Source organism: Aeromonas sp. ASNIH2 (assembly GCF_002934795.1).
Lineage (GTDB): Bacteria > Pseudomonadota > Gammaproteobacteria > Enterobacterales > Aeromonadaceae > Aeromonas > Aeromonas caviae.
In genome coordinates, this window is sequence record NZ_CP026406.1 from 2,004,110 (window position 1) to 2,028,248 (window position 24,139).

A 24,139-nucleotide genomic window follows, 5' to 3' on the forward strand; every position below is an offset into this window, starting at 1 on the left:
GGCGCCCCGGGATGGGCGCCAAGGTTAGGTTCCGGACTTGATCTTGGTCCAACTCCGGGTGATCAGGCGCTGCACCGAGCGGGGATGTGTTTCCTGCACATAGAGCCGCTCAAGCACCGCCTGTGGGGGGTAGACTGAGGCATCCTCGCGGACGGCCTTGTCCATGAACTCTCCCGCCTTGCTGTTCGGGTTCGCGTAACCCACGTAGTCGCTCACCTTGGCGATGACTTCAGGCTCGAGAATGTAGTTGATCAGGGCGTGGGCCTCTTTGACGTTGGTGGCATCGGCCGGGATCGCCATCATATCGAACCAGAGGTTGCCTCCCTCCTTGGGGATGCTGTAGGCAATCTTGATCCCCTTGCCCGCCTCCTCGGCCCGGGACGCCGCCTGCAGGATGTCGCCGGAGAAACCCGCCGCCACGCAGATGTTGCCGTTGGCGAGGTCACCGATGTACTTGGAAGAGTGGAAGTAGGCCACGTAGGGGCGCACCTTGAGCAGCTGCTCTTCGGCCCGCTTGATATCCGCCGGCTCATGGCTGTTGGGGTTGAGCCCCAGGTAGTTGAGGGCAGCCGGGATCATCTCGTCCGCCGAATCGAGGAAGGCCACGCCGCACTGGGAGAGCTTCTTCATGTTTTCCGGCTCGAAGATGGTCGCCCAGGAGTCAATCTTGTCGACACCCAGTACTTCCTTGATCTTGTCGACGTTGTAACCGATGCCGTTGGTGCCCCAGAGGTAGGGCACGGCGTACTGATGGCCCGGATCCACCTTCTCGAGCTGCCTGAGCAGCAAGGGATCCAGGTTGCTCAGGTTTGGCAGCAGGGTGAGGTCCAGCTTCTGGAAGGCCCCCGCCTTGATCTGCTTGGCCAGGAAATTGTTGGAGGGCACGACCAGATCGTAGCCGGTGCGTCCGGTCAGCAGCTTGCCTTCCAGCGTCTCGTTGGAGTCAAACACGTCGTAGACGGTCTTGATCCCGGTCTTCTGCTGAAAGTCACTGAGGGTGGTCTCGCCGATATAATCGGACCAGTTGTAAAAATGAACCACAGGGGCTGCCTGGGTCAGATTTGCAAACCCCAGGGTCAGGGCCAGCGTTGCCATCTTGGTCATGTGCACTTATCAGTCCTCATTTGTGTGATTTTGCCAGTCGCGCATCCATACGCGCCGTCCAACCTGTCGGGTGGTCACCACCCTCCCGGCCGAACTGCGGACCGGGAGGGGTACTCGTCACTCTTACTTGCCTGACTTGATCTTGGTCCAGCTGCGGGTCATCAGACGCTGCACCTTGGCCGGCAGATCCGGGAAGGTGTAGATCTTCTTGAGGGTATCCGGCGTCGGGTAGATACCCGGGTCGGTACGGATCGCCTCGTCCACCAGCGGCGTGGCCGCCTTGTTGCCGTTCGGGAACTGCACCACGTTGGTGATGTTCGCGATCACGTCCGGCTTCATCAGGTAATTGATGAAGGTGTGGGCCGCCTCGACGTTCTTGGCATCCGCCGGGATGGCGATCATGTCGAAGAAGCTGCCTGCCCCCTCTTTCGGAATGGTGTAAGTCAGGCTGACACCGTTCTTGGCCTCGGCGGCGCGCGCCTTGGACTGCTGCAGGTCACCGGAGTAACCGACCGCCACGCACAGGTTGCCGTTGGCCAGATCCGAAATGTACTTGGAGGAGTGGAAATAGGCGGTATAGGGACGGATGGAGAGGAACAGCTCCTCTGCCTTCTTCAGCTCATCCGGCTTCTGGCTGTCCGGCTTGAAGCCCAGGTATTGCAGGGCGGCCGGCAGCATTTCGGTCGGCGAGTCGAGGAAGGAGACACCGCACTCCTTCAGCTTGGCCATGTTCTCCGGCTTGAACACCAGATCCCAGGAGTCCACCGGGGCATCGGCCCCCAGCACGGCCTTCACCTTCTCGGCGTTGTAGGCATAGCCGATGGTGCCCCACAGGTAAGGGATGGAGTATTGGTTGCCCGGATCGCTCGGTTCGAGCGCCTTGAGCAGGTCGACGTCCAGGTTCTGCCAGTTGGAGAGTTTGGACTTGTCCAGCTTCTGGAAGACACCTGCCTTGATCTGCTTGGCCAGGAAGGGGTTGGACGGTACGACGATGTCATAGCCCGACTTGCCTGCCAGCAACTTGGCTTCCAGCACTTCGTTGCTGTCGAACACGTCGTAGACCACCTTGATGCCCGTCTCCTTCTGGAAGTTTTCCAGCGTATCCGGCGCGATGTAGTCGCTCCAGTTGTAGACGTGCAGCACCTTCTCGTCGGCCATCGCCCCGGTACTCATCATGACCAGCGCCACGGAAGCAGCCATCATTCCCTTTTTAAAAGACATAGTCCTTGTCTCCTAAGCAAATTGTATGCGTAAGCCAACCTGCCCGGTTCCCGCCTATTCCCGCAGCTTTGCAGCCGTCAGGTCCAGACTGAGCCTGGCCAGTTTGACCAATTCATCCACCTGTTCCTCGGTGATCACCAAGGGGGGCGATATGATCATGGTATCGCCGACAGCCCTCATCACCAAGCCATTGTTAAAACAGAACTCCCGACAGGTCATCCCGGCATGGAGCTCGGCCGGGAAGCGACGTTTCGTCTGCTTGTCCTGCACTATTTCCAGCGCGGCGACCAGGCCTTTTCCACGGGTTTCCCCCACCAGCGGATGGTCCGCCAGCTCAGCCCAGCGGCGCTGCAAATAGGGGCCGATACTATCATGAACTCGCTTAACTATGCTCTCCCTTTGCATAAGCTGGATGTTGGCAATGGCCACGGCGCAGGCGACCGGATGGCCGGAATAGGTGAAGCCATGGTTGAACTCGCCCCCCTCTTCCACCAGCACCCTGGCAACCCTGTCCCCCACCATCACGGCGCCCATCGGCAGATAGCCGGAGGTAATGCCCTTGGCCAGGCACATGAGGTCGGGTTTGATGCCAAAACCTTCACTGGCAAACCAGTGACCGGTGCGGCCAAAGCCGCAGATCACCTCGTCGGCGATAAGCAGGATGCCGTACTGGTCGCAGATGCGCTGGATCTCGGGCCAGTAGCTCTCGGGCGGAATGATGACCCCCCCGCACCCTGGATAGGCTCGCCGATGAAGGCGGCTACCTTGTCCACCCCCAGTGCCAGGATCTTCTCTTCCAGCTGGCGGGCACGGGCCAGACCGAACTCGTGGGCGCTCATGCCCTCTCCCTCAACGAAGTGATAGGGCTGGTCGATGTGTACTATGCCGGGAATGGGCAAGCCGCCCTGGGCGTGCATCCCCTTCATGCCCCCCAGACTGGCCCCCGCCACGGTGGAGCCGTGATAGGCATTGTGGCGGCTGATTATCACCTGCTTGTCAGGTTGTCCCTTGCTGGCCCAGTAGTGGCGCACCATACGCAGCACGGTGTCGTTGCACTCCGAGCCCGAGCCGGTGAAGAAGACGTGGTTGAGGTGGGAAGGCGTGATCTCGGCCAGCAGGGTTGCCAGCTCGGCAGCAGGAGGGTGGCTGGTCTGGAAGAAGAGGTTGTAGTAGGGCAGCTGCTGCATCTGGCGAGTGGCGGCATCTACCAGCTCCTGACGGCCGTAGCCCATGTTGACGCACCACAGACCTGCCATCCCGTCCAGAATGCGCTTGCCTTCGGAGTCTTCCAGATAGACGCCTTCGGCCTTGGTGATGATGCGACTGCCCTTCTTGTTCAGGGCCTGAAAATCGGTAAACGGATGCAGATGATGGCTGGCTTCCAGTTGCTGCCACTCACGGGTGGTGTGCTGCATTGCTTGCTCCTCGGTTCCTTCGATTCGGCGAATCTTGTCGCCATTCATGAGGGCACGGGTGGCCTGCCCGGTCACTGCCATTCACGGGGCTGGCACTCTCTTGCCTGCTCGATGCCTTTCCATGGGGCGAACATCGTCGCCAGTTGATTGCAGGTGACCCCCCTCTCCATTGCGAGAGCGGGCCTCACCTTTACTCGGTGCCTTCCGGGTCGCGGGCGCCCCCGCCAGACGGGCCTTCGGCCCCTTGCTTGCGATATGACGGGGAGAGGCCTCGCCTCCCCCGGGGACAGATCAGACGTTCAGCAGCAGGAATTCCCGTTCCCAGCGGCTGATCACGCCGAAATAGGTCTCGTACTCCTTGCGTTTGACGGCCACAAAGGCGCGGATGAAGCGCTCCCCCAGCATGTCCTTGATGGGTTCACACTGCTCCAGGTGGCTCAGCGATTCCTCCAGCGAGCGGGGCAGGCTGTAGGGCAGGTCATAGGCACTCGCCTTCATCTCCTGCATGGGTTCGAGCTTCTCCAGCATGCCGAGGTAGCCGCAGGCCAGGGTGGCGGCCAGGGCCAGATACGGGTTGGCATCGGCCCCGGCGAAGCGGTTCTCGACCCGGCGTGCACTCGGTTCGGAGAAGGGGACCCGCAGGCCGCAGGTGCGGTTTTCCACACCCCACTGCACGTTGCGCGGCGCACTCTCGCCAAAGGTGAGGCGGCGGTAGGAGTTGACGTTCGGCGCCAGCAGGGCGGTCACTGCCGGGGTGTATTTCTGCAGGCCGGCGATGAAGTGCATGAACAGATCGGAGTTGCCCCCTTCGCTGGTACCAAACAGGTTGTTGCCATCCATGTCTTCCAGGCTCTGGTGGATATGCATGGCGGAACCCGGTTCGTTGCTCATGGGCTTGGCCATGAAGGTGGCATAGATGCCGTGGCGATGGGCGGCCTCGCGCATGGTGCGCTTGAACAGAAACACCTGGTCGGCGAGATCGATGGCATCCCCGTGCAGGAAGTTGATCTCCATCTGGGCGGCACCGGATTCGTGGATCAGGGTGTCCACCTCCAGCTCCTGGGCCTCGCAGTAGTCGTACATGTCCTCGAAGATGGGGTCGAATTCGTTCACCGCATCGATGCTGAACGACTGGCGGGCCGTTTCCGGGCGGCCGTTGCGGCCCACCGGCGGCACCAGTGGATAGTCGGGATCTTCGTTGCGGGTCACCAGGTAGAACTCCAGCTCCGGCGCCACCACCGGCTTCCAGCCCTGCTTCTCGTAGAATGACAGAACCCGGCGCAGCACGGAGCGGGGAGCGATGTCGATGAGCTTGCCGTTGACGTCAAAGCAGTCGTGGATCACCTGGGCGGTGGGCTCCAGCGCCCAGGGTACGAAACGAATGGTGTTGGGATCGGGATAGAGCTGCATGTCCCGCTCCAGCGGGTCTATCATGCTGTCGTCATCCGGGTACTCGCCAGTCACCGTCTGGGTGAAGATGACCTCGGGCAGCCGCATGCCCCCCTCGCGCAGAAACTTGTTGGCTGGAATGATCTTGCCTCGGGCATTGCCGGTGAAATCCGGAAACAGGCACTCCACTTCCGTGATGCGATTGCTCTCCATCCAGCCCTTGATACTGTCCATGTTAAACCCCGACTTTACGGTTGCCATTGTCAAGGGTGTCTAATATAAGGAACACCCTTGTTAAGAAAATGTAATCGACCACACCATAAAAGCCCGTGATAAAGGCCTTTGTCAAGCAACGGTGTTTAAAAAACTATAAACAACGGCCTGTATAATGACCAGCGCGGCACCAAATACTAAACACTTTGTGTCACGATCAGCCCACTGCAAGCTCGATGCCAACGGCGGCGGGATCTCGTTCGATACTCAGTCAGACCCTGTCGGAGAAGGCCCATTTCTTTGCAAGGGCGCACACTCCTTATCCAATTTCCTTTGCATGTCTGCATTTTTTTGGTACAAGGCCCGCCCTGATTTGCACTCTCCTGCATGGATTTGGTGCAAAACGGGATACAAGGGCTTGGTCTGACGACAGACAGCCCCCATCAATGGGTAACATTGGGAAACTGACTGGTAGCAAACCGTATGTGTGATTTCATGACAGAAGACCAACTGACCTTCTACAAAGGCCAGATCGAGCGACAAATCCTTGAGCTCGAAGAACGTCTCAACTCCCAGGCCAGCCAGGCTATCGCCACCGATACCAACGAGATGGCGGATGAAATTGACCGTGCCAGTGTCGAGGAGGCCCGTCGCCTGGAGCTGAACCGCATCGAGCACGACAAGTTGCACCTGCGCAAGCTGAAAGGGGCGTTGAAGCGGATCAATGAAGGGGATTTCGGCTATTGCGAATCCTGTGGCGACGAGATCTCTCTCAAGCGGCTGCAGGCCCGTCCCGAGTCCCGCTTCTGTGTTGAATGCCAGAGCACCAAGGAATTCAACGACACTCACGTGTTCCGTCGCGTCGCCTGATGCGGCGAACAAGCCCGGCCTCGGTACGAGCCGGGCACAGGGCAAGCCATGCCCGAAGATGACGCGGCCGGGTGATCCCCGGCCCCTTTCACAGCAAGAGCGTGACAACTTCTGTTAGACTCCGGGCAAGTCCCGGATCCTACAGGAGATCAAAGCGTGAAATGGCTCATCAGGCTGTGCTTGTGCCTGCCATTGCTGGCACAAGCACAGACGCTCACCGTCAAGGTCCCCAGCCGACCGATCAACGATCTCGACAACGAATACCAGCTCAAGCTGCTGGAACTGGCGCTCAACCACGCCGGGCAGCCCTACAAGCTGGAGCGGGTCGACCTCAATCTCAACCAGTACAGCCTCCAGCAGGCGCTTGCCAAGGGCAAGGTCATCAATGTGTTCTGGATGGGTACCTCCAGCGCGCTGGAATCCTCCCTCACCGCAGTACCAATCCCGCTGTTTCGTGGCCTGGAAGGGCTGCGCCTCTCCTTCATCCACGCCGATGCCCAGGAGCGGTTCAACCAGATCAACACCCTGGCAGACCTCAAGAAACTGAAAGCCGCACAGGGGGTGGGCTGGGCCGACAACAAGATCCTGGAACTGGCAGGCATTCCCACCTATGCCGGGCGCTACAGCAACCTGTTTCGCCTGATGAATGACGGCGACAAGCTGGACTTCTTCCCCCGTGGTCTGGTGGAAATCTTCGCCGAACGCAGCGAGCTGGCGGCACAATATCCCAACCTGGTGATCGATCAGCACCTGCTGATCCGCTACCCCTTCGCCGAGTTCTTCTTCGTCAGCCCGGAGTCGCCGAAGCTGGCCAAGGCGATCCAGACCGGCCTCGAGCGTGCCTATGCCGACGGCAGCTTCATGGCGTTCTTTCGGGAGAACCCCAAGATCCGCGAGGCCCTGGCCAGCGCGAATCTGGAGCAGAGAGTCACCATCGCCCTGCCCAATCCCGACATGACCCCCTTGCTCAAAAGCATTCCGGCCCAATATTGGGAATATCCACCGTCGCAGGAGTAAACGGACACGATATCTGGCGTTGAGAATATCCACCGCTGCGAGCATGAACGGACACGATATCCCGGCATTGGGAATATCCGCCGCCGGGAGCGTGATCAGCCGCGGGTCACCCCATCCGGTGGGCGCAGCCCGCCGCAGACGCACAGGAAATCGAGGCCACCCGGCCTCAATACGCGCACCAGGGAGGTGCCATGAAACGACTGGATGACTGGTTTCGCGACTACGGCCAGAGCCATCAACACCCCGTCAATGTGGCCATCCACAAGGTGGCAGTGCCAGGCATCTACCTCTGCATCCTGGCACTGCTCTGGTGCCTGCCCGCTGGTCCCCTGCCAGCGTCCCTCAACTGGGCGGGGCTGGTGGCCATCCCGGTGCTGGGCTTCTACCTGCGGCTGTCGTTGACGATCTTTACGGGGATGACGGCGCTGACCGCCCTGGGGCTGGCCTTCTGCCACGTCTGGCAGGGGCCGCTGCTGTGGCCTGCCCTCATCGGGTTCGTGCTGTTCTGGATAGCCCAGTTCGTCGGTCACCATATCGAGGGGAAACGCCCCTCCTTTCTCACCGACCTGCAATTTCTGCTGGTAGGCCCCGCCTGGGTGCTGGCCAGCCTCTATCGTCGTTTGGGCATCCCTTTCTGAGGGAGGCCAACAGGAGAGACCATGAGACATCTTCAGACCCTTGCTCGCACCCTGCCCCTGCTGCTGGGGGCACTGATGGCCGGCCCGGTGCTGGCCGACAAGGCAGATCCCGTCGGCGAGGTGAGCACCGCCTTCAAGCTGCTCGGACCCAACCACAAGATCCTGGTGGAGGCGTTCGACGACCCGAAAATCGCCGGTGTAGCCTGCTATCTGGCCCGCCCCAAGACCGGCGGCGTCAAGGGTGGACTCGGGCTGGCGGAAGATCCCTCCCACGCCTCCCTCTCCTGCCACCAGATCGGCCCCATCACCCTGCCCGCCAAGCTGAAGGCGGGGGAAGAGGTGTTTGATGTCAGCACCTCGCTGGTGTTCAAGGAGCAGAAGGTGGTGCGTTTTTACGATGAGAAGCGCAATGCCCTTGTCTATCTGACTTACAGCACCAAGTTGGTGGATGGTTCGTACAAGAGTGCAGTGAGTGCCGTCCCCATCATGCCCTGGGGTTGAAACAGCACCACTTATCCCGTGATGACGGTCACTATTTGTTGTAATTTAACCACATCATTATCTACGGAGAGCGCACCATGAGAGTCGCCGTTTTCAGTACCAAGAGCTACGACAAGGAACATTTCCACCAGGCCAACGCCCAGTACGGTTTCGATCTGGAGTTCTTCGACGTGCGGCTGGAGGCCAAGACGGCCCGTCTCGCCCACGGCTTCCCCGTGGTCTGCCTGTTCGTCAACGATGATGCCGACCGCGAAGTGCTGACCGAGCTGGCGCAGTACGGCACCAGGGTCATCGCCCTGCGCTGCGCCGGTTACAACAACGTGGATCTGGCCGCCGCCAAGGAGCTGGGACTCAAGGTGGTGCGGGTGCCTGCCTACTCCCCCGAGGCCGTTGCCGAACATGCGGTGGGCCTGATGATGACCCTCAACCGCCGCATCCATAAGGCGTATCAGCGCACCCGGGACGCCAACTTCTCCCTGGAGGGGCTGGTGGGCTTCAACATGCATGGCCGCACCGCCGGCATCATAGGCACTGGCAAGATCGGCATCGCCACCTTGCGCATCCTCAAGGGGTTCGGCATGCGCCTGCTGGTGAGCGATCCCTATCCGAACCAGGCGGCCATCGATCTGGGCGCCGAGTACGTGGATCTCGACACCCTATTCCGTCAGTCCGATGTCATCAGCCTGCACTGCCCCCTGTTCAAGGAGAACTATCACCTGCTGAACAAGGAGGCCTTCGCCAAGATGAAGGACGGGGTGATGATCATCAACACCAGCCGGGGCGGCCTGCTCGACTCCAACGCCGCCATCGAGGCCCTCAAGACTGCCCGCATCGGCGCCCTGGGGCTGGACGTCTACGAGGAGGAGGAAGACCTCTTCTTCGAGGACAAGTCCAACGAGGTGATCACCGACGACGTCTTCCGCCGCCTGTCTGCCTGCCACAACGTGCTGTTCACCGGTCACCAGGCCTTCCTGACCCGGGAGGCGCTGCACGCCATCGCCGACACCACCCTCAGCAACATCCAGGCCATCGAGAGCCAGGGCCGCTCTGACAACGAAGTGGAGTGATCCCTGAGGCGTTGTCGCCACGCCATTGATCCCGCCGCCGGGTTGTGAGACCCGGCGGCATCGGGTAGGCTACCAGCCCTTTTTTGTACAGGAGTCTGGCCAGCATGTTCATCGGATTTGATTACGGTACCTCCAACTGTGCCGTCGCCGTGATGGAACAGGGCAGCCCCAGGCTGCTGACCCTCTCCGGTTCCCATTACCTTCCCTCCACCCTGCACGCCCCCCACCGGGACGCCATCGCAGGCCTCCTGGCCGAAGGGCTGGCCCCCGTCCAGCAGAGCGAATACCTCAAGCTGCGCGGTCCCGTGGTGACCCGGGCCCAGGCGGTGCGCCGCCAGATGCGCGAAGAGGGACTCATCGACGAGCTGAGCTTCGGCGGTGCGGCGCTGGCGCGCTATCTGGAAGAGCCGGACGAGGGCTACTACATCAAGTCCCCCAAATCCTTTCTCGGGGCCTATGGCCTCAAGGCTCCCCAGATCGCCCTGTTCGAGGACATCGTCTGCGCCATGATGCTGCACGTGCGCCGGGAGACGGAGCAGCAGACGGGCAGCACCATCCGCCAGGCGGTGATCGGCCGACCGGTCAACTTCCAGGGACTGGCGGGGGAAGAGAGCAACCGCCAGGCCATCGCCATCCTGAGCGAGGCGGCACGCCTCGCTGGGTTCGAGCGGGTGGAGTTCCTCTATGAGCCGGTGGCCGCCGGCTTCGAGTTCGAAGCGCGCCTCACCGAGGATGCGGTGGTGCTGGTGGTGGACATCGGGGGCGGGACCACCGACTGCTCCGTACTGCGCATGGGCCCGAGCCACCGTGACCAGCTGGATCGCAGCGGCGATCTGCTCGGTCACAGCGGCCAGCGCATCGGGGGCAACGACTTCGACATCCGCCTGACCGTGGAGGGCATGATGCCGCTGCTCGGCATGCACGAGACCCTCAAGACCGGCAAGCCGCTGCCCCATCCCCTGTTCTGGGACGCCGCCGCCATCAATGACGTCAGTGCCCAGAGCCGTTTCTACAGCCTGGATACCGCCCGCCAGTTGCAGGATCTCCAGCTCGACAGCCAGCCAGGCAGCAAGCTCCCGCGCCTCGCCAGCCTGCGGGCCCACAAGCTGAGCCATCAACTGGTGTGGCGCGCCGAGCAGGGCAAAATCGCCCTCTCCGACCACGAGCACAATCACCAGACCCTGAACGAGCTGGAAAAAGGGCTGGAGGCGGCACTCACCCGCCCCCAGCTGGCCAGTGCTTCCGCCCCCTTGCTGGAGAAGATTGGCGAGCTGATGGACGAGGCTATCCTGGCGGCAGGCGTGCAGCCTGACCGGGTCTTCGTCACCGGCGGCAGTGCCCGCTCCCCCCTCATCAAGGCCTTCATCCAGCAGAAACTGCCCAAGGTACCGCTGGAGGGGGGTGATGACTTCGGTTCGGTGGCCTCGGGCCTCGCCCGCTATGCCGAGCGCCTGTTTGCGGACTGAGACGGCCAGGGGAGCCATGGGCAACCGGTAGACAGGTTCGCTCGGGGCGGGTGTTGCCATTTGCCGACACCCCCTCTTCCCCCGGGGCGACAGAAGCGGTCGGGCTCCTCCCCCCTCGCCCTGCCGCCTGGGCCCGGGGACGGGTATGCTTGTCATACCCACCACCGGAGCCCCTTCAATGCCCAGATACCTGCTACTGTTGCTCGCCCTGCTTCTGCTCAGCGCCTGCAGCAGTGCTCCCCGCTTTGCCTCGCAAGACCTGCAACACCATCACTGGGTGCTCGATCGGCTGGATGGCCAGGCCATCGCCAGCCGCCGCAGCAATCCCCCCGACATCGAGATCGGTGAGCACTTCACCGTCAACGGCATCGCCGGTTGCAACCGCTACTTCGGCCAGGGTCACCTCAAGGGGAACAAGCTCTGGGTCACCAGCCTCGGCAGCACCGCCATGGCCTGTCCCCCCGAACTCGATCTGATAGAGCAGGCCGTGCTCGCCACCCTGACGGAGGGGGCCACACTGAGCGGTTCCACCCAGACCCTGATCCTCCAGGGAAAACGGCACCGTTTGGAATACAGACTGCAAGACTGGGTGTACTAGGGCTCACAAAACCGCTCGCCAGCAGGAACAACTGGCCAGGCTGTGGCACAATATGAGGCATTGTTAGCAATGGAGGCTGCCTCAGCCATGTCGATGGATCGCCTGTTTGGCAAGATCAAGCAACTGCCCACAATTCCGAAACTGCTGCACGAGCTGATGCAGAGTTTCAACGACGAGAATGCCCGCATCGACGAGATCGCGGCCAAGATCGCCATGGACCAGGTGATCAGCGTCAAGGTACTGCGGATGGCCAACTCCGCCGCCCTGCGCCGTGGCAATGAAATCACCTCCATCGAACAGGCGGTGATCCGCCTCGGTTTCAACCGCCTGCGCTCCGTGGTAGTCGCCTCCGGCATCATCAGCAGCTTCAAGGCCCCTCCCGGCTTTGACAAGCTCCACTTCTGGACCCAGACCTTCCAGGTCGCCACCATTGCCCGCACCCTGGCACAGCAGACCACCTCGGTGGATCCCGAGACCGCCTTCACCTGCGCCCTCATTCACAACATCGGCGAGCTGCTGATCCAGAGCACCCTGCCGGAAGAGGCGGGGCTCATCAATCTGGCCATCGAGAAAGGCAGCAGCCGGGTCGATGCCCAGCGGGAGATGCTGGGTTACGACTATGCCCAGCTCGGCGCAGAGCTGGCGCGGCGCTGGAACCTGTCGCCCGCCTTCGTGGATGCCATCGCCCAGCAGCTCGACCCCCTCTCCCACGATCCGGTCAGCAAGGAGGCCGTGCTCATCCGGCTCGCCGTCTTCGTCTCCTTCGCCTGGCAGGCCGGCGTACCGGCCCAGGCCATCATCGCCCGTTTCCCCAGAACCCTGGCTGACCAGCTGGGGCTGGATCCCGCCAGCCTGGCGGATCAGCTGGAGCAGCTCCACGAACAGGGCAACGCCCTGGCCGATTTGCTGACCCAGTAGATGTACAACGGCCGATCAGCAGGAGCCGGATCCCCGTCTCATTCTGGCGGAACAGCTCGAACACCTGCACGAGCAGGGCAACGCCCTTGCCGATTTGCTGACCCAATAGCGTCACGGCAGACCGCCCAGCCAAGCCGGAAGCACCGTCTCATTCTGGCCGGTCGTCACATACACACGCCCATGGACGGGATAAGATGGCCTGCGCCCATCCCCCATTCCTGAGCCTCTCTGACACAGTAGATACCATGACCCATCCCTTCCTGTTTCACCCCCAGGCGGCACCCTGGTTCAAAGAGAGTGCCGACACCCTGCAGCTCACCCTGTTCAGCGAGCTGGACGCCCCCATCCGCGAGGTGTGGCTGCGCCACGAGCCGGACAACGAGGAGTATCTGGTCGCCATGACGCCGGTCGCCACCCGGGACAGGCTTCAGGTCTGGCAGGTCGAACTGCCGCTGGCCAGGGGGCAGGAGATCCACCTCTACTGCTTCAAGTGCCTCACCGACGAGGAGCAGTGGTGGCTGCACGGGGCAGGCGTCAGCGCCGCCATGCCGCCGCGGGAGCAGCATTTCCGCTTCAACAGCCATCACCAGCCCCCGGCCTGGGTACAGGATCAGGTGTTCTACCAGATCTTCCCCGACCGCTTCTGCAACGGCGACCCGTCGCTGAGCGTCAAGCATCACGAGTACGAGTACAGGGGCAAGGCGGTCATCAGCAAGGCCTGGGGCGAGCCGGTCAGCCGCCACGAAGAGGGGCACGGCGCCTGTGAATTCTACGGCGGGGATCTGGCGGGCATCGACGCCAAGCTGCACTACCTGCAATCCCTGGGGGTGACGGCGCTCTACCTCAACCCCATCTTCGATTCGCCGAGCAACCACAAGTACGACACCCAGGACTACTTCAAGGTGGATGCGCACCTCGGTACCAATGCCCAGTTTGCCGAGCTGACCCGCAACCTGCACCAGCGCGGCATGCGGATCATCCTGGATGCGGTGGTCAACCACACCTCCACCGAGCACCCCTGGTTCTGCCCGCCGCTGGGCGCCCAGAGCAACCCGGACTCCCCCTGGCGCAGCTTCTACACCTTCGATCAGGAAGGGGATTATGTTAGCTGGAAAGGGATCCGCAGCCTGCCCAAGCTGGATTTCTCAAGTGAACAGGTGCAGGACGCCGTTTATCGGGCAGACAACGCCATTCTGCGCTACTGGATGCGCGCCCCCTACCAGATCGATGGCTGGCGCTTCGACGTCATCCACATGCTGGGGGAGCGGGGCACTGCCGAGGGCAATCGCGGCCATGTGCGCGCCATTCGCGGCGCGGTGAAGCAGGAGAATCCGGACGCCTACGTCCTCGGCGAGCACTTCTTCGAGGCGAGCCAGTGGCTGCAGGGGGATCAGGAGGATGGCGCGATGAACTACTACGGCTTCGCCCACCCCATCCGCGCTTTCCTGGCGGGGCAGGACATCGCCTATCACCCCATCAAGATCAGCGCCACCGAGCTGGATCACTGGCTCAAGCTGGCGCGGGCCCATATTCCGTTCAAGAACCAGCTGGCCCAGTTCAACCTGCTGGACAGCCACGACACCGCCCGCTTCCTGCACCTGCTGGGGGAAGACAAGCAGCGGATGCGACTCGCCGCCACCCTGCTCATCACCTACATCGGCGTGCCCTCCATCTACTACGGCGACGAGGTGGGGCTCTCCGGCGGCAACGACCCGGACTGCCGCCGCTGCTTCCCCTGGGATACCACCGACTGGGATCACGTGCTGCACGACCACTATCGCCGCCTGATCCAGCTGCGCCGCCAGCGCCCGGCCCTGCGTCGGGGAGACATCCAGACCCTCTACGCCGGCCCTCACAGCTATGTGTTCGCCCGTACCCTGCAAAGCGATCAGGTGGTGGTCGCCTGCAACCGCCACCCCACGGAGCCGCGCACCATCAGCCTGCCCCTGTGGCAGACCGCCAGCCCCGCCAGCCGCTTCACCGACGCCTTCAACGGCGACAAGTTCGAGGTGGTGCAGGGGGAGGTGCAGCTCACCATCCCGGCCAACTCGGCCAGGGTACTGCTGTCGAGCTGACCTGAGAGAGGATCAAGTAGATGGCGGGCTCTGTCCCGCCATTACTCCCGGTCATTATCAATTTCCGACCAGTAAAATTATTTACTACACGTCATTCTGACGTTCCTCGCGAATTCAACTTCGAAGTGCGACACTCGCCTATGCCGCCTGACAGTACTCTTCGAATACCTTGACAGGCTGCCTGAATCCGAGACATTTCCGAGGTCGTAGGTTGAGCCACTGCTCCGCTCTCCTGACATCCTCGTCCGTGACCTCTCTCAGGTCTGTTCCCTTTGGGATAAACTGCCTCAACAGCCCATTGCTGTTCTCGTTCAGACCGCGCTCCCACGAAGAGTAAGGGTGCGCAAAGTAAGTCTCGGCACCCAGCGCTTCCTCTATCGCCTTGTGTTCGGCAAACTCGCCGCCGTTGTCAAAGGTGATGGTATGCACCTGCTCGATGTAGGGCGTTAACATCTCGATTATCGCATCCCGCACCACCCCAGCCTGTTTGCTCGCGACCCGCTTGACCAGATAGAGCCGGCTCTTGCGCTCCACCAGGGTGACCAGTGCACCTGTGCCTTGCTTGCCCAGCACCGTGTCCGCCTCCCAATCACCGAGCCGCTCCCGGCTATCGACGATAGCCGGCCGTTCATCAATAGAGCGGGCTTCCTTGATGGGAGAACGCAGGCTGCTCGCCCCCTTGCGGTAGCGCTTGTGGCCCTGGCGCAGATGGCGGTACAACTGGCCACCCCGGGCTTTGTCGGCGGCCACATGGCGGTATATCCACTCGTGACTCACCATGAGGCCTATCTGCTTGCCCACCGCGCTTATCTGCTCCGGGCTCCACCACCAGGCGAGTGTCAGCTCGACAAACTGGATGACATCGGCAGATAGCCGAGATTTGGCCGCACTGGCCCGTCGGTGGGTGGCGTGCTGATGCGCATTGTCTGGCTGGTAGCCCTGCGGCCCGGCGTTACGACGCAGCTCCCGGTAGAGGGTGGAGCGATGAACGCCAATGGCGCGTGCGGTGGCAAGGATGGACATCCCCTGTGCGCGAAGCACCGATAACTGGTATCGTTGCCCCTCGGTCAACTGCTGATAGCTCATGGTGATACGCGAATTCAACTTCGAAGTGCGACACTCGCCTATGCCGCCTGACGGTACTCTTCGAATACCTTGACAGGCTGCCTGAATCCGAGACATTTCCGAGGTCGTAGGTTGAGCCACTGCTCCGCTCTCCTGACATCCTCGTCCGTGACCTCTCTCAGGTCTGTTCCCTTTGGGATAAACTGCCTCAACAGCCCATTGCTGTTCTCGTTCAGACCGCGCTCCCACGAAGAGTAAGGGTGCGCAAAGTAAGTCTCGGCACCCAGCGCTTCCTCTATCGCCTTGTGTTCGGCAAACTCGCCGCCGTTGTCAAAGGTGATGGTATGCACCTGCTCGATGTAGGGCGTTAACATCTCGATTATCGCATCCCGCACCACCCCAGCCTGTTTGCTCGCGACCCGCTTGACCAGATAGAGCCGGCTCTTGCGCTCCACCAGGGTGACCAGTGCACCTGTGCCTTGCTTGCCCAGCACCGTGTCCGCCTCCCAATCACCGAGCCGCTCCCGGCTATCGACGATAGCCGGCCGTTCATCAATAGAGCGGGCTTCCTTGATGGGAGAACGCAGGCTGCTCGCCCCCTTGCGGTAGCGCTTGTGGCCCTGGCGCAGATGGCGGTACAACTGGCCACCCCGGGCTTTGTCGGCGGCCACATGGCGGTATATCCACTCGTGACTCACCATGAGGCCTATCTGCTTGCCCACCGCGCTTATCTGCTCCGGGCTCCACCACCAGGCGAGTGTCAGCTCGACAAACTGGATGACATCGGCAGATAGCCGAGATTTGGCCGCACTGGCCCGTCGGTGGGTGGCGTGCTGATGCGCATTGTCTGGCTGGTAGCCCTGCGGCCCGGCGTTACGACGCAGCTCCCGGTAGAGGGTGGAGCGATGAACGCCAATGGCGCGTGCGGTGGCAAGGATGGACATCCCCTGTGCGCGAAGCACCGATAACTGGTATCGTTGCCCCTCGGTCAACTGCTGATAGCTCATGGTGATACTGCTTTTACTTTGGCGAGCATAAGGGTACCACCAATCAGCAGTTGGCCACCTCTCGCCATTCATCCATGAGTGTCGCACTTATTATCTGAATTCCCGATACTGCTTTTACTTTGGCGAGCATAAGGGTACCACCAATCAGCAGTTGGCCACCTCTCGCCATTCATCCATGAGTGTCGCACTTATTATCTGAATTCCCGCCTCCTCCTTATGCCTTTAATCAGGCATCACTAAATACCTCGACATGTTCATAGGTGACACCATGAACTTTCATTGTTTCAAATATTTCCTTATAGAAACTTGAAGCAATTACCAGATTGCTGACATGCTGATTACGGATCTTCTCAAAATAACTCACTTTGAGATTCACACCAGGCAATATGCGATCGGCTTTATTCTTGTCACCATCAACGACAATGATATTCGTACTGTCCAAAATCTCTTTCTCAATCCCATTCAGAAGAATCACTGATGCAGAACCAGCCCCCCACCAGACAACGCTGTCTGCCTTTCTAAGAAAATCATTTACTCTGTCGCGAGATGCATCGCACCGCTGCTTGAATATTGAGAGATTATTGATATAAAAGGCTTTATCAAAGGCCACTTCAATTTCGTTGTAACGGGTATTTTCAGTCTTGACAAAAACGACCCTTAAACGGCGTTGTTGATCAAATCCGTCGCTGGATGGCCGTTCCCCAACCCGTTGATACCACTCAATTCACTGGCTGGCGAACAGGCATACCAAGCCCTATCAGCTTGTTCATCACCTTCACGCCAGCCAGGATTTCGCCCACCTGGGCGTTGTAGTTCCGCAGGCTCAGCGTTGGCCCGATGAGTTGCTTGAACCGGTACATGGCGGTCTCGGCTATCGAGCGCTGGTGATAGCCGGAGTCTTTCTTCCATTGCTTCAGTTCACCGGCCTTGAGCGCCGTCACCGCCTCGTTGCGGGGATGGCCTTCCTCCCACGGTGCCGCATTTTTTCTCGGCGGTATGGTGGCTTTCGCCCCCTTCTTCTTCAGTAGCGCATGACAGGCCTTGGTGTCATACGCACCATCGGCGCTGACCTGTTTTATCTTGCGTCGTAAGGGGTTGAGCAACGTCGGTAACACCTCGTTATCCGCCACCGTCTCCAGGCTGACTTCGGCAGCGATGACCGCATGGGTTGTGGCATCCACCGCCAAGTGGAGCTTGCGCCACACTCGTCGCTTCTCCTTGCCGTGTTTGCGAATTTTCCATTCGCCTTCGCCATAGACCTTGAGGCCGGTGGCATCAATGACCAAGTGAGCCACCGGGCCTTGGCTGGGGACGCGGTACTTGATGTCGACGGTCTTGGCGCGCTTGCTGATACAGCTATAGTCCGGCGACTGCAAAGGCACCGCCATCAGTTGGAACAACGAGTTAATGAAGCCTTCTAGCGCCCGCAGCGGCAACTTGAACAAGCCTTTTAGCATCAGGGCCGTCTCAATGGCGGTGTCACTGTAGTGGAAACCTCTCCCTCGGCGGCCATGGTGGACCAGGCAATGCCACTGCTTAATGGCTTGTTCGTCCATCCAGATGGTCAACGAACCGCGTTGCACCAAGGCTTGGTTGTACTGCTGCCAGTTGCTGATCTTGTGCTTGGACTTGCCCATCTGATGCTCTCGGAGACTGCGCTACAGGATCAGATCACCGAGATGACAGATAGTTCCCCGATTTGAGCAACAAGGCCCCCTTAAACTGCCATTCTCAACACGGTGATATATTATTTTAAGTTTGTTGTCACGGGCCAAAACTTGCATGAAGTAGATATTATAGTAGAAGAGGTGCTGTACATGAAAACCACCAAAATCAGGAACTTCAATGACGATTCTTCCGGCATCATTCAACGTTTCCGTCATCAATTTAAAGATTGAGAAGGGGTCTTCAAAATGCTCAAATACATGCATAAGATAGTAACCATCTACCTTGTCCGGAACATGGCCAGCATTAAAATAACCCTTTATAACGTTAAGCCCCAAGCCCTTCGCAATATCGGCTTGGGGGCCGGGCTCAATTCCTGTTACATTGGAGAATCCGCTCTCGTTCAGTTTTTTCAGCAAATATCCTTCTGAACAGCCAATCTCCAGTATATTTTCATCTTTGCCAAAATGACTTGTTATGGTATCAATCATACCGTCATATTTAGAGGCGCCGATATTATTCAGCGGAGAAATATATAGATAGTTGTCATATATTTCCGTTAGTTCTTCCGATGATAATTTCTTGGATGCAAACCCCACCAGACAATCTTTGCAGGCACTGACCTGCAATTCCGACACCTTTACCGGAAAATCACCTGAGTATGCAGATAAAACGGCTGGCATCTTGCGTTCAAGGAAAACCAATGTGTTATCACTGTGACAATATGGACATCTCATGATCCTCTCCTAACGATGTGATCAGGATTGATGAAACAAAGTTGAACGATCGCAATATCTATGGATTCTCATCCATCACATCATGCAACGAAATACCTATTCTCAAAGACGACTACGCCTGCGCAGAACCCCTGCATCCATAAGCTTTCTAGCCAAGGGCTCGACTCGCCAAAACGGTACTTCGATGATCTCGGCAATCTCAAAAAGGCTCAGATGACCATCGCTGTAAGCCAGCAGGTTCATCATGTCCTTTACCTGTGCACCGGACTCACGTGTTGATAGATTCGGATAGAGGCCACGACGCCCCAATTGGGGCTCACCCAATACGGTAGCCTCACAGTATTCATCCAACTCCAGACACTCGATCGCCCGCCGCAACGCTAGGAAACTATCCGCCAGCCCCCGCGGCGTGACCAGAGTAAGATCGTCCAAAGAGGTGTGGTATTCGGAATAACAACCGTACTTGCTGCGCATCATGGTGGTGACTGGCAAGTCTATGCCAGGAGCACATAGCTGACGTTCGTTGGAACCCCGATCAAGATAGCTATACGCCATATAATCAGGTGCGATATGGCCCAACACATGGCGTCCTATGCGATCAGCTATAGAATTCCCCTGTCTGGATGGTAAGAATGAGTAACACCTTTCATCCCCCATACATGTCAGATTAAAACCAGCCAACGTATGAGACTTGAGGTGCTCCAGATGGCGAGAGAGATAAACGATAGACCCGATTGTCTCAGGAACAAGCATCAATCGATAGCTGTAGCGTCGCTTAGGCAAGGAGGCCAGCCAGGCCATCAAAAACACTCCGACACCTGGGCCGGACAACTCGTTGTTGGCCATGGAGGGGTGGCAAACATAGCTGGATAACAAGATTTCCTGCTCACTCTCCCCCGGTAGCACCCACTCGGCATAAGTCAGTGAGCCCGGTTGCAAGCTGGTATCGATCACAACCTCATAATTTCCTTCGGGTAACGCTTCCCGCACATTGTGGGGTAAACAAAAGCCCCAACGGCGCTGATAATAAGACGTGACATAGGGGATGGCATCCGGTAACTCAGGCAAGGAGTGCAAGTGAGGTTGTAATTCTGCTAAAGGGAGAGTACAGCGTACCGGTTCTGAGTAACCCACCAAATGCAAGCTACTATCATTGAAATCAACCACCTTGTGCCCATCAGGTCCCAAGATGTAAGCCTCTCTGACATTCCACTCATCCGGCACTGTCCAATCAAAAAATGTGCTTCCGCTGGCAACTTCATGGATCTGCAATTCAGGTAAACAATGTTCGCGAAACAGGGCCAATGTTTTTCTTACACCATCGCCTGTCAAGCTGCGATTGAGCGGAAACAGCAAGGAAAGCAAACGATGCAGCTGTTCGCCAAGCTGATCCTGGTCAGCCCAGTCTGTAGGCAAATAACAACTGTCATGATTCGGCATCATTCAACCCCCTCAATTAGCTCAACAATATGTCCCAAGGGACTGAGAAAAAACTGGACATGAGAGCCCCCAAAAGCGATCGCTGGCTGGCTGGGCCCAAGGGGCAGGTGGCGCTGTGTGCGTAGCCGTTCGGCGCTCGCCTGCAGGTTGCTCACCCGATAGGCAAGGTGGTTGATGACGTTGCGCCGGGTCTTGAGCACCTGGGCGACCGGGCTCTCCTCGCTGGCCGGGGAGACCAGCTCGTAGCAGAGGCCATGGTCGTCATGTACGAACTGCACCCAGACCCGTTGCAGCGGATCTTCCACCGCAACCGAGAAGCGGCTCAACCCCAGCACGTCGCGGCAATAGGCCACACCGCTCGCCAGGTCCGGCACCACCAGTCCGATGTGATCAAACTGCATGGGGTTCTCCTCCCGCCCGGATCAGGGCGTATGGGGCTGCCGCCAGCAACTCGCTGGCAGCCAGGATGAAGTCGCGGCACGACACCGCCCAGACCGGCACCCGCTGGCACAGCGTCTGGCGCCAGGCACCCCGCTCCTGCAGCAGGGCCACCAGCCGGGAGAGGTCGATTTCGCTGGCCAGCGACAGGTCGCGCACATAGTAATCCGCCTGCCACTCCCGCACGCGGCTATCGACGCGCACCTGACCCGCAAACATCTTGTGATAGCGGTAGGAGACGACCAGCCGCTGCTCCACGTAGTGGGTGAAGGTGATGCGGTCGGGGTGGCAACCCAGCCCCAGCAGCCAGCCGTCCTGTTCCGCCAGCCAGCCGAACGGGCTCTCCTGACCGAAGCAGTCGTGACACTCCCGCGCCACCAGCGCAGGACCCTGCGGGCCGCTGATCGCCATACTGAAGACGGGATCACGCGTGCGGACCACCCCTTCTCGCTGGCGGAACAGCTCCGTCATCAAGCCCACCTTGCTCGGGGTCTGCACAGGGTCGAAGCACTCGTCCGCCATCGGGCTGTAGCTGAAGGTCGGCACCAGCAGGTGTCCGCCCAGCCACTGCTCCAGGCATGTCCAGAAGGCCGCGATGCCTGCGGCGTTGCCCATGCCGGCAAACTGGGCCACCACCATGGCATCCGAGTGCACCATCAGGGCGCCGCCTCTGGGGATCCCCAGCTCGGTCAGCGCCTGCTCGAGTGCCTGTTTCACACGGCAACCCCTTTGCGCAGCAGGGCTTGCTGGATGTCGGCCAGACTCTTCAACTCGGCCAGTTCGTGCGGCTCGAACCGCACGGCATAGTGCTGCTCGACCAGCAGCAGCAGGTTGAAGTGACCCAGAGAATCCCACTCGGGAAAGCTGCCGAGGGCAGACTGTGCATTGACACTGGCCTGGGGGAACTGCTGGTGTGCCAGCGCGATAAGGTCATTCATTGGCATAGAACTCCAAAAACGGGAGAGAAAGAGAACAGAGATCAAGCGTGAGGAACAGCTCGTCCGCCAGCGGCAGCAACCCCGCTGGAGTGGTTATCGGCCGGGTTGGCAGGCTCGCCAGAAAATCCCGCGCCGGCTGGTTGCGGGTGGTGGCAACCAGGCTGATGACCAGCTCGGTCACGCCTTGCGCCCGCAGATGGTTTGCCAGTTGCGCCAGCAGCCAGTATTCAAAGCCGCGACCCAGCACCCGGCAGCTGATGGCCAAGGTATCCAGCAGCGCCCTGCCCTCCTCGAGCGGGCGCACCACCAGCAGGGCCGTCATGCCGTGATCGGCGAATCGGTCTCGCAGACTGGCCAGCCAGACGTCGCCTCCCTCGCTGGCCAGCCGGGCCAGCTCCGCCGCCTGATAGCGGCGGCCGGAGAGGTTGAACTGATTGGTCTTCTGGCTGAGCTGTTCGGCTCGCAACTGGTTGCCCGGGGAGAGCATCTGCCAGTCGGCCTGCAGCGCCAATTGCCGCAGAAAGGCGTGCTCGTCGCCCAATTGCCGGCGCACAGCCTCGGCCTCGGCCTGGGCCTGATAGGAGTGCTGCCGCAGGCCGTCATCCCGGCTCTGGTGGCGACTGCACAGGGCCGGCAGCGTCAGCAGGGCATCCGGCCAGCTCCAGAGATCGGCCGGCGGGGTCATCACCATCACCTCGGGGCAGTTGGCTTGCACCTCGGCCCGCTCCAGCTCGCTGTCATCCCAGAAGACCAGGCTGTCCAGCCCGACATTGAGGCGCGTGGCCAGCCGCCGCAACCCCTGGGACTTTGGCTCCCAACCGATCTCGGCGGCGGCGATCTGCGCCCGTGTCAGCACCATGCCGGGATGCTCGTCAAACAGCCGCCACACATCGTCCGCCAGATTCTTGGAGCAGAGCGCCAGCACTATGCCCTGCCCGTGCCAGTGGCTGGCCGCCTGCTGGAAGGCTTGGTAGAGCCGGCCCATCCCGTCCTGCCCCAGCAGGACGCCGCCGACACCGTCTTCGCCGACCACGCCGCCCCACAGGGTATTGTCGCAGTCGAGCACCAGCACCTTGTGGGCGGGTTGCTGCAACCGCTGCAGCAAGGGAAGAATCCACTGCGCCAGGCTGGCCAGACCGGCCATGGAGAAGGGGCAGGACATCAGATAGAGGTTGCGCCGATCGAAGCAGTGCTGGCGGCCATGCTGTTGCAGCCAGAGCGGCAGGTGCAGGTCGTCCAAGCCGGGTTGCTGCAGGCGCAGGCGGGCCATCTGCTGCTCGAACGCACCGGCCAGCACAGCGAGCACTGCAGGGGCCGGGCCATAGACACAGAGCGGGGCATGGCTGCAGGCCCCCACCAGCAGGTGATCCTGCGGGCGGCGCTGCAGATGCTGCAACAGAGGCTGGCAGAGCGCGTCGACGAAGGCGGCAACCGCCAGTTGCTGCTTGTCCAGTGCCAGACGACCCCACTCCTGCAGGGTCCGGGCGGGCACCAGATCTTCCCACAACCAGATGATGATGTGGGTCCCGGCCGCGGCATCGGCACTCTGGTGCATCAGGGTCTGCAACCACTGGCCATGGGGGGTCACCTGCACTTCGCCGTATTCAGCCAGGGGTCGCCAGGCGATGTTGCCCGGCATCAAGAACGAACTGCCACTGAGATGAATCGATGTCATGGCTTCTCCCACTCCGCTGTCGGCACCATCCAAGTTTTAATAACTTTGCTTGATCGTCTTTGATCTTCTAGAAAAATAAAAGCCTTTTCAGTCATTTATATCAGTAGTTGATGCTGACATAGGGGACTTCGGTCACATCCCACGCCTGCTTGAGGTAGACGGTGAGCACGAAGAAGAAGTTGGCCAGCAGATTGGCGAAGCGATAGAGGATGGGATCGAAGCGCACGCCGCTCTCTTCCAGGCGCACCAGCAGACGCACCACCTTCTTGCTGCCACAGCGGCACAGGTGCAGGGTGGGAATGGGCTGGGGCCCCTGGGGCAGCACGAAGCCGGTCACCCGGCCGCGACTCGTCTCGTTGTAGTGATCGTACCGTCCCTTCAGCCAGTCCAGATCCTCCTCGAAGATGCCGAGCCGTCCCCGCACCGAGCCGTTGAGGTTGTAGATGAGCCGCTGCAGGGTCGCCAGATCCGCCATCACGGGCCGGGTATCCTCATCCGGCATCAGATGAGAGAGCACGGCCCCCACCTGGCAGCAGAGCTCGTCGGTGGCGATCTCGTAGTCGCACTGGAACTGGGTTTCGAAGATGAAGGGGTAGCAGAGCTCGCGCTTGTCTCTTGGCTTCTTGGGGTTCATGGCATCGCCGGGCTGGGGAAAAGGGCAGTGTGCCAGCCCGGGGACGGG

The 24,139-nt window shown here is 60.2% G+C and carries 23 protein-coding genes and 1 pseudogene; 9 read left to right on the forward strand and 15 right to left on the reverse strand.

Going from position 1 to position 24,139, the window contains the following annotated elements; all coding sequences use genetic code 11:
• Positions 1-24 precede the first annotated feature (24 nt).
• The 4 genes and pseudogenes from C3F36_RS09330 to C3F36_RS09345 form a co-directional block, all read right to left on the reverse strand.
• Positions 25-1,104 (reverse strand): polyamine ABC transporter substrate-binding protein, encoded by a 1,080-nt coding sequence (locus C3F36_RS09330; RefSeq protein ID WP_442778396.1) that lies wholly within the window; start codon positions 1,102-1,104, stop codon positions 25-27.
• 123 nt (positions 1,105-1,227) lie between these two features.
• Positions 1,228-2,325 (reverse strand): polyamine ABC transporter substrate-binding protein, encoded by a 1,098-nt coding sequence (locus tag C3F36_RS09335; RefSeq protein WP_039039663.1) that lies wholly within the window; start codon positions 2,323-2,325, stop codon positions 1,228-1,230.
• Positions 2,326-2,379: 54 nt separating this feature from the next.
• Positions 2,380-3,821: pseudogene (locus C3F36_RS09340) on the reverse strand (aspartate aminotransferase family protein).
• Between the two features lie 210 nt (positions 3,822-4,031).
• On the reverse strand, positions 4,032-5,363 hold the full coding sequence (locus C3F36_RS09345; RefSeq protein WP_010676060.1) for a glutamine synthetase family protein: 1,332 nt from the start codon (positions 5,361-5,363) through the stop codon (positions 4,032-4,034).
• A gap of 462 nt (positions 5,364-5,825) precedes the next feature.
• On the opposite strand from C3F36_RS09345, the gene C3F36_RS09350 reads away from it, so the two are divergent.
• The 9 genes from C3F36_RS09350 (at position 5,826) to malZ (ending at position 14,492) form a co-directional block, all read left to right on the forward strand.
• Positions 5,826-6,212, forward strand: a complete 387-nt coding sequence (locus C3F36_RS09350; RefSeq protein ID WP_010676061.1) for a TraR/DksA family transcriptional regulator — start codon at positions 5,826-5,828, stop codon at positions 6,210-6,212.
• A gap of 156 nt (positions 6,213-6,368) precedes the next feature.
• Complete coding sequence (locus C3F36_RS09355) at positions 6,369-7,229, forward strand: hypothetical protein (protein ID WP_010676062.1); 861 nt, start codon at positions 6,369-6,371, stop codon at positions 7,227-7,229.
• 191 nt (positions 7,230-7,420) lie between these two features.
• Positions 7,421-7,867, forward strand: coding sequence for an Mpo1 family 2-hydroxy fatty acid dioxygenase (locus C3F36_RS09360; protein WP_104454960.1), 447 nt, complete (start codon positions 7,421-7,423; stop codon positions 7,865-7,867).
• A 21-nt stretch (positions 7,868-7,888) separates the two neighbouring features.
• The gene (locus tag C3F36_RS09365) at positions 7,889-8,368 is read left to right on the forward strand and encodes a CreA family protein (RefSeq protein WP_041214236.1); all 480 of its coding nucleotides are present in this window, start codon (positions 7,889-7,891) and stop codon (positions 8,366-8,368) included.
• 77 nt (positions 8,369-8,445) lie between these two features.
• Positions 8,446-9,435 carry a 2-hydroxyacid dehydrogenase gene (locus C3F36_RS09370; protein ID WP_042864752.1) on the forward strand — a complete coding sequence of 330 codons (990 nt, stop codon included), beginning with the start codon at positions 8,446-8,448 and terminating at the stop codon, positions 9,433-9,435.
• A gap of 104 nt (positions 9,436-9,539) precedes the next feature.
• A complete protein-coding gene (gene yegD, locus C3F36_RS09375; RefSeq protein WP_104454961.1) occupies positions 9,540-10,901 on the forward strand; it encodes a molecular chaperone in 1,362 nt (453 codons plus the stop codon).
• A gap of 178 nt (positions 10,902-11,079) precedes the next feature.
• Positions 11,080-11,499, forward strand: coding sequence for an META domain-containing protein (locus tag C3F36_RS09380; RefSeq protein ID WP_010676067.1), 420 nt, complete (start codon positions 11,080-11,082; stop codon positions 11,497-11,499).
• A 69-nt stretch (positions 11,500-11,568) separates the two neighbouring features.
• A complete protein-coding gene (locus tag C3F36_RS09385) occupies positions 11,569-12,417 on the forward strand; it encodes an HDOD domain-containing protein (protein ID WP_039039670.1) in 849 nt (282 codons plus the stop codon).
• A gap of 245 nt (positions 12,418-12,662) precedes the next feature.
• Positions 12,663-14,492: a maltodextrin glucosidase gene (gene malZ, locus C3F36_RS09390; protein WP_029314873.1), complete on the forward strand. Its 1,830-nt coding sequence runs from the start codon at positions 12,663-12,665 to the stop codon at positions 14,490-14,492.
• A 138-nt stretch (positions 14,493-14,630) separates the two neighbouring features.
• Here the strand turns inward: malZ and C3F36_RS09395 are convergent, their stop codons facing one another.
• The 11 genes from C3F36_RS09395 to C3F36_RS09445 all read right to left on the reverse strand — a co-directional run bounded on the left by C3F36_RS09395 (position 14,631) and on the right by C3F36_RS09445 (position 24,091).
• The gene (locus C3F36_RS09395) at positions 14,631-15,578 is read right to left on the reverse strand and encodes an IS30-like element ISAs2 family transposase (RefSeq protein WP_104454191.1); all 948 of its coding nucleotides are present in this window, start codon (positions 15,576-15,578) and stop codon (positions 14,631-14,633) included.
• Positions 15,579-15,616: 38 nt separating this feature from the next.
• Positions 15,617-16,564, reverse strand: coding sequence for an IS30-like element ISAs2 family transposase (locus C3F36_RS09400; RefSeq protein ID WP_019706001.1), 948 nt, complete (start codon positions 16,562-16,564; stop codon positions 15,617-15,619).
• 226 nt (positions 16,565-16,790) lie between these two features.
• Positions 16,791-17,174: a hypothetical protein gene (locus C3F36_RS09405; RefSeq protein ID WP_233759735.1), complete on the reverse strand. Its 384-nt coding sequence runs from the start codon at positions 17,172-17,174 to the stop codon at positions 16,791-16,793.
• A gap of 109 nt (positions 17,175-17,283) precedes the next feature.
• The gene (locus C3F36_RS09410) at positions 17,284-18,201 is read right to left on the reverse strand and encodes an IS5 family transposase (RefSeq protein WP_104454370.1); all 918 of its coding nucleotides are present in this window, start codon (positions 18,199-18,201) and stop codon (positions 17,284-17,286) included.
• A 21-nt stretch (positions 18,202-18,222) separates the two neighbouring features.
• Positions 18,223-18,966, reverse strand: coding sequence for a class I SAM-dependent methyltransferase (locus C3F36_RS09415; protein ID WP_233759736.1), 744 nt, complete (start codon positions 18,964-18,966; stop codon positions 18,223-18,225).
• A gap of 102 nt (positions 18,967-19,068) precedes the next feature.
• Complete coding sequence (locus C3F36_RS09420) at positions 19,069-20,409, reverse strand: DUF4910 domain-containing protein (protein ID WP_104454963.1); 1,341 nt, start codon at positions 20,407-20,409, stop codon at positions 19,069-19,071.
• Positions 20,406-20,807, reverse strand: a complete 402-nt coding sequence (locus C3F36_RS09425) for a VOC family protein (protein ID WP_104454964.1) — start codon at positions 20,805-20,807, stop codon at positions 20,406-20,408. Before C3F36_RS09425 ends, C3F36_RS09420 begins: the two co-directional genes overlap by 4 nt.
• The gene (locus tag C3F36_RS09430; RefSeq protein WP_104454965.1) at positions 20,797-21,561 is read right to left on the reverse strand and encodes an AAC(3) family N-acetyltransferase; all 765 of its coding nucleotides are present in this window, start codon (positions 21,559-21,561) and stop codon (positions 20,797-20,799) included. The genes C3F36_RS09425 and C3F36_RS09430 overlap by 11 nt, the downstream gene beginning before the upstream one ends.
• Complete coding sequence (locus tag C3F36_RS09435; protein WP_024945539.1) at positions 21,558-21,782, reverse strand: acyl carrier protein; 225 nt, start codon at positions 21,780-21,782, stop codon at positions 21,558-21,560. The genes C3F36_RS09430 and C3F36_RS09435 overlap by 4 nt, the downstream gene beginning before the upstream one ends.
• On the reverse strand, positions 21,775-23,457 hold the full coding sequence (locus C3F36_RS09440) for an HAD-IIIC family phosphatase (RefSeq protein ID WP_104454966.1): 1,683 nt from the start codon (positions 23,455-23,457) through the stop codon (positions 21,775-21,777). Before C3F36_RS09440 ends, C3F36_RS09435 begins: the two co-directional genes overlap by 8 nt.
• 100 nt (positions 23,458-23,557) lie before the next feature.
• The gene (locus C3F36_RS09445; RefSeq protein ID WP_104454967.1) at positions 23,558-24,091 is read right to left on the reverse strand and encodes an ATP--cob(I)alamin adenosyltransferase; all 534 of its coding nucleotides are present in this window, start codon (positions 24,089-24,091) and stop codon (positions 23,558-23,560) included.
• Positions 24,092-24,139: the final 48 nt, after the last annotated feature.

Excerpts from the sequence above, each read along its gene's own strand:
- C3F36_RS09415 (WP_233759736.1), bottom strand. The coding sequence starts at position 18,966 with ATGAGATGTCCATATTGTCACAGTGATAACACATTGGTTTTCCTTGAA.
- C3F36_RS09420 (WP_104454963.1), bottom strand. The coding sequence starts at position 20,409 with ATGATGCCGAATCATGACAGTTGTTATTTGCCTACAGACTGGGCTGAC.
- C3F36_RS09365 (WP_041214236.1), top strand. The coding sequence starts at position 7,889 with ATGAGACATCTTCAGACCCTTGCTCGCACCCTGCCCCTGCTGCTGGGG.
- C3F36_RS09370 (WP_042864752.1), top strand. The coding sequence starts at position 8,446 with ATGAGAGTCGCCGTTTTCAGTACCAAGAGCTACGACAAGGAACATTTC.
- C3F36_RS09330 (WP_442778396.1), bottom strand. The coding sequence starts at position 1,104 with ATGACCAAGATGGCAACGCTGGCCCTGACCCTGGGGTTTGCAAATCTG.
- C3F36_RS09360 (WP_104454960.1), top strand. The coding sequence starts at position 7,421 with ATGAAACGACTGGATGACTGGTTTCGCGACTACGGCCAGAGCCATCAA.
- C3F36_RS09395 (WP_104454191.1), bottom strand. The coding sequence starts at position 15,578 with ATGAGCTATCAGCAGTTGACCGAGGGGCAACGATACCAGTTATCGGTG.
- C3F36_RS09335 (WP_039039663.1), bottom strand. The coding sequence starts at position 2,325 with ATGTCTTTTAAAAAGGGAATGATGGCTGCTTCCGTGGCGCTGGTCATG.
- C3F36_RS09425 (WP_104454964.1), bottom strand. The coding sequence starts at position 20,807 with ATGCAGTTTGATCACATCGGACTGGTGGTGCCGGACCTGGCGAGCGGT.
- C3F36_RS09385 (WP_039039670.1), top strand. The coding sequence starts at position 11,569 with ATGGAGGCTGCCTCAGCCATGTCGATGGATCGCCTGTTTGGCAAGATC.
- C3F36_RS09400 (WP_019706001.1), bottom strand. The coding sequence starts at position 16,564 with ATGAGCTATCAGCAGTTGACCGAGGGGCAACGATACCAGTTATCGGTG.
- C3F36_RS09380 (WP_010676067.1), top strand. The coding sequence starts at position 11,080 with ATGCCCAGATACCTGCTACTGTTGCTCGCCCTGCTTCTGCTCAGCGCC.
- C3F36_RS09410 (WP_104454370.1), bottom strand. The coding sequence starts at position 18,201 with ATGGGCAAGTCCAAGCACAAGATCAGCAACTGGCAGCAGTACAACCAA.
- C3F36_RS09350 (WP_010676061.1), top strand. The coding sequence starts at position 5,826 with ATGTGTGATTTCATGACAGAAGACCAACTGACCTTCTACAAAGGCCAG.
- C3F36_RS09345 (WP_010676060.1), bottom strand. The coding sequence starts at position 5,363 with ATGGACAGTATCAAGGGCTGGATGGAGAGCAATCGCATCACGGAAGTG.
- malZ (WP_029314873.1), top strand. The coding sequence starts at position 12,663 with ATGACCCATCCCTTCCTGTTTCACCCCCAGGCGGCACCCTGGTTCAAA.
- C3F36_RS09435 (WP_024945539.1), bottom strand. The coding sequence starts at position 21,782 with ATGAATGACCTTATCGCGCTGGCACACCAGCAGTTCCCCCAGGCCAGT.
- yegD (WP_104454961.1), top strand. The coding sequence starts at position 9,540 with ATGTTCATCGGATTTGATTACGGTACCTCCAACTGTGCCGTCGCCGTG.
- C3F36_RS09440 (WP_104454966.1), bottom strand. The coding sequence starts at position 23,457 with ATGACATCGATTCATCTCAGTGGCAGTTCGTTCTTGATGCCGGGCAAC.
- C3F36_RS09445 (WP_104454967.1), bottom strand. The coding sequence starts at position 24,091 with ATGAACCCCAAGAAGCCAAGAGACAAGCGCGAGCTCTGCTACCCCTTC.